This is a genomic window from Coprococcus sp. RTP21428st1_C9_RTP21428_210409 (assembly GCF_040227395.1).
Classification (GTDB): Bacteria; Bacillota; Clostridia; order Lachnospirales; family Lachnospiraceae; genus Coprococcus; species Coprococcus aceti.
On sequence record NZ_JBEHVV010000038.1, the window covers coordinates 1 to 4218 of the forward strand.

At 44.9% G+C, this 4218-nt stretch carries 4 protein-coding genes and 1 tRNA gene; all 5 read left to right on the forward strand.

The features are described from left to right. Positions 1-484: winged helix-turn-helix domain-containing protein (locus ABUA34_RS08575; protein WP_349823161.1), on the forward strand; the 484-nt coding region annotated here is incomplete at its 5' end. Beyond that, the gene (locus ABUA34_RS08580; RefSeq protein WP_349823162.1) at positions 484-2916 is read left to right on the forward strand and encodes a sensor histidine kinase; all 2433 of its coding nucleotides are present in this window, start codon (positions 484-486) and stop codon (positions 2914-2916) included. The genes ABUA34_RS08575 and ABUA34_RS08580, both read left to right, overlap by 1 nt. 107 nt (positions 2917-3023) lie before the next feature. After that, positions 3024-3506 carry a transcriptional repressor gene (locus ABUA34_RS08585; RefSeq protein WP_015533944.1) on the forward strand — a complete coding sequence of 161 codons (483 nt, stop codon included), beginning with the start codon at positions 3024-3026 and terminating at the stop codon, positions 3504-3506. A gap of 21 nt (positions 3507-3527) precedes the next feature. Continuing rightward, complete coding sequence (locus ABUA34_RS08590; RefSeq protein ID WP_022215881.1) at positions 3528-3884, forward strand: heavy-metal-associated domain-containing protein; 357 nt, start codon at positions 3528-3530, stop codon at positions 3882-3884. A gap of 99 nt (positions 3885-3983) precedes the next feature. Beyond that, positions 3984-4055, forward strand: a tRNA-Gly gene (locus ABUA34_RS08595). The last annotated feature ends 163 nt before the right edge of the window (positions 4056-4218 follow it).

Here is a 4218-nt window from a genome sequence, read left to right on the forward strand (position 1 = left end):
GAGCAGCAATGTGCCGGTTATCATGCTTACGGCAAAGAGTGAGGATACCGACAAGGTGCTGGGACTTGAGGTCGGCGCAGATGACTATGTGACAAAACCATTTAATCCGGTGGAACTTCTGGCAAGGGTTAAGTCCCAGCTCAGGCGTTACATGCAGCTGGGAGGCGGAGAGACACCAAAGGATAAGCTGGTTATCGGAGGTATAGAACTTGACGACAAATCCAAACAGGTCACACTTGACGGTGAACTTATGCCCCTCACCCCGACGGAGTATGACATCCTGAAACTTCTTATGCAGAATGTGGGAAAGGTATTTTCCACAAAGGAGATATATAAGGCGGTGTGGAAGGAGGATCCTATGGGAGCGGAAGGATCCGTTGCAGTCCACATAAGACATCTAAGAGAAAAGATAGAGATAAATCCTTCGGATCCGAGATACATAAAGGTTATCTGGGGGCGAGGATACAGAATGGAGGGCAAATAGTGGATAAGGCAATATATAAGATACGAGGAAATGTGTTCTTCAAACTTGGAATATATATTCTTGTGGCGGTGCTGGCATATGGAACGCTGTATACAGGCGGTCTGGTGCTGCAGGGAAGCTACCTTGGAGTGTACAGTGATGATGATCAGGGCGCGACGCCGTATGAGAGGCTTGTAAATGATTATGTGGAGGACACAAATTATGCGCTTACCGAAAAGGTGAATGCTTACATCCAGGATACAAGGTCGCAGCTGGAAAGCATTACAACATATAGTCAGCTCGTGAGCGCCGATCATAACGGAGATAAGGTTATAACCGCGGCTGATGTTTTCCGGAGATTGACCAACGCGGATACAACATCTGCGATCAAGTCGTCATACCGGTATGCGGATATGAGCGAACGAGGCGATATCGGCTATATGCTGACGGCATCCTGCAGTGATGATGCAAATGCAAATACTGGAAAGATAAAAGTAACGACCGGAAATATAAAGCTGATAAATGACGAAGCCCGACTGGACGACAATATATATACGAATGATTATGACAGCACGATAGAAGTGCCTGTTAAAAGATATATTGTGTTTAACAATCTAGGTGATATGGAACAGGGTGAGCAGTATATCAATGCCCTGCTGGGGGAGAACGATCCATATTATGACGAATACACGTATAATGAAGAAAATGACGAAAATGATACTGTGGAGAATGATACAGATTCTGTATTGACAGCGGATGGCAAGTCTATCACCACACAGGATATCATGTATGGCGATTATTACCCGAGTTCAGTTGAAAAACTGTATTTTGACGACACAGACGAGATTGGCAGTTCATCTGGGAATGGCTACTGTCTTGTGCTAAGCTATGATGCATATTCATTTATAAATATCACGGGAAAGTGCTATGTGGACGTGGCAGCTGCTGTAGACAACATCAAAGCGTCAAATCCGGAAATGGTTCAATACATTGGAATATGGAGGATGAAGAGCAAGGGGGTACTGGCAGGATTTGCAGTCATGTTGCTGCTGTGCATCGTCATGTCAATATTTTCAATGGTCAACGCCGGCGTAAAGACAGGGAAGGAGACGATAACTCTCGGCAGATTTGAGAGAACTCCGACTGAGCTTGTGCTGGCTATGGCAGTATGCTCTGCTGCTGCAGCAGTAGGGATCTGCGTTGAAAGCGGTATTGCATCCATATGTGTGAACCAGTATAGGAACTACACATTTGTATCAGAAAATATACAGTACATTGCGTTTCTGGTGCCGGTGGCATGTCTATATTCTGTGGCGTTGTTTTTCTTTAACAATATGGTTGCGAAGGTGAAGGCGGGAACATTTTGGGCAGACTGCCTGATAATCCGCGCACTGAAGTGGATAGCAAGAAAGACGAAAGCTTGTTTCAGGTATGTGAAAAGTCATATGTCCCTGACGCAGAAGGGCGTATGGGCTTATATAGGTATAACTATAGTAGAGATAATTCTTGTGGCAATCCTGGCAGCAGGCAGCATGAGAGGCCTTCTTTGGGTGGTGATTTATATCATTTTAAAATGGCTGTGCATAGTCGGAATAGTGGCATATCTCATACAGACACAAGAGTTATACAAGTGCGCAAAGGAGATGGCGGAGGGCAATCTGGACAGGAAAGCGGACACAAGCAAAATGTTCTGGGTATTCCGCGCACATGGTGAACACCTCAACCAGATAAGAGACGGCATGTCAAAGGCTGTTGAGGCCAGAATAAAGAGCGAGCATTTGAAGACAGAACTCATAACAAATGTATCCCACGATATAAAGACCCCGCTTACATCCATAATCAACTATGTTGATCTGCTGCAGAAGGGCGATATGGATGAGAAGACAAGACAGGAATATATAGAAGTTCTCTCAAGGCAGTCCGCGAGACTGAAAAAACTCATAGAGGATCTGGTCGAGGCATCCAAGGCATCCACCGGCAATATCCAGATAAACTGGGCAGAGATAGATGCAAATATGCTTCTGGAACAGGCAATAGGAGAGTATGGAGACAAACTGGACAAGGCAGGGCTTAAGGTCGTATTTACGGGATCGGATACACCTGCGGTGGTTATGGCAGATGGACAGCATCTGTGGAGAGTATTCGACAATCTCCTTGCAAATATAAGCAAATATGCGATGCCGGGAACGAGAGTCTACGCATCGGTTATCCGCGGAGATGGCGAGGTAAGGATGGAGTTTAAGAATATATCCAGAGATCCGCTCAATGTGTCCAGTGATGAGCTCATGGAGAGATTTGTCCGTGGAGACAGCTCCAGAAATACGGAGGGAAGCGGACTGGGATTATCTATAGCGAACAGTCTGTGTACTCTGATGAATGCCAGATTTACTATAAGCATAGACGGAGATCTGTTCAAAGCGGCCATAATATTTACAGATAATGGTACTTTATAAAATTAAATTAACATGATTTATTGAAAAAAGTTATTGACAACTAATTTGAGTTAGGGCATACTAACCTTGATGATAATATTATCAACAATCAGAAGGAGGCGTGTATGATGACTAACGAAAGATTAGAGACGGACAAGAAGAGTATAGATGATACAGGTATCCAGCGTACAGAGATGCAGAAAGAGATCGTTATCAGCAGACTCAGGGAAAGGGGATGCAGGATAACCAGACAGAGAATGATACTCCTTGACATAATACTCGGGGAAGAGTGTTCTTCCTGCAAGGAGATTTATTATAAGGCGGTCAAGCAGGACAGTCGTATAGGCTCGGCTACAGTGTACAGAATGGTGAATACACTGGAGGATATAGGAGCCATCAACCGTAAAAACATGTATAAGGTTGCCTGTGGTGCCAACTGTGGTATAGAGGATGCCTGTGTCATTGAGCTTGATGATTCATCCAGCATTGAGCTTTCGGCCAAAGAGTGGAACAGGATAATCCGTGCAGGACTTATGGCTGGCGGATATATTGAGAATCAGATGGTGACAGGTGTCAATGTAAAGCCTTGTGGCTGTGGCTCATGTTGTTAATAACGAAGGAGATGATCTACAATGGGTGGAACAATATTGGTAGTGTGCATACTGGTGCTTATAGTAGTGGGTGCAGTTATCAGTTCTGCAAAGCACTTTAAAGGAGAAGGAGGCTGCTGTGGCGGCGGTGGTTCCGTCAAGGTCAGGGGTGACAAGATAAAGGATGTTGTCGCCGTGAAGACTATTTACATAGAGGGAATGCACTGCAGCAACTGTTCAGATCGTGTACAGAATGCACTGAACAGTCTGAGCCAGGTGAACGCAAAAGTCGACCTCAAGAAGAAGCAGGCTGTCGTTAAGCTCGGAAGAGAAGTATCTGATGATGAGCTTAAGAGCTGTGTAGAGAGGTGTGGATACTCAGTAACCGGTATAGGATAAAGTCTTGAATAAAAAATTGTAAAAAATTTTCAAAAAATTGTTGGCAATTCGAATAAGATGTGGTATTATCCATATTGTTGTTGAAAACACAACAGATAAGCGCGAGTGGCTCAGCGGTGGAGCATCTCCTTGCCAAGGAGAGGGTCGCGGGTTCGATTCCCGTCTCGCGCTCTGGATAATTTCCATGTTGCTAAAATTTTAAAAAAGTTGTTGACAGTTTGCTGGCGGTGTGATATTATCCATATTGTTGTTGGTAGCACAACAGATAAGCGCGAGTGGCTCAGCGGTGGAGCATCTCCTTGCCAAGGAGAGGGTCGCGGGTTCGATTCCCGTC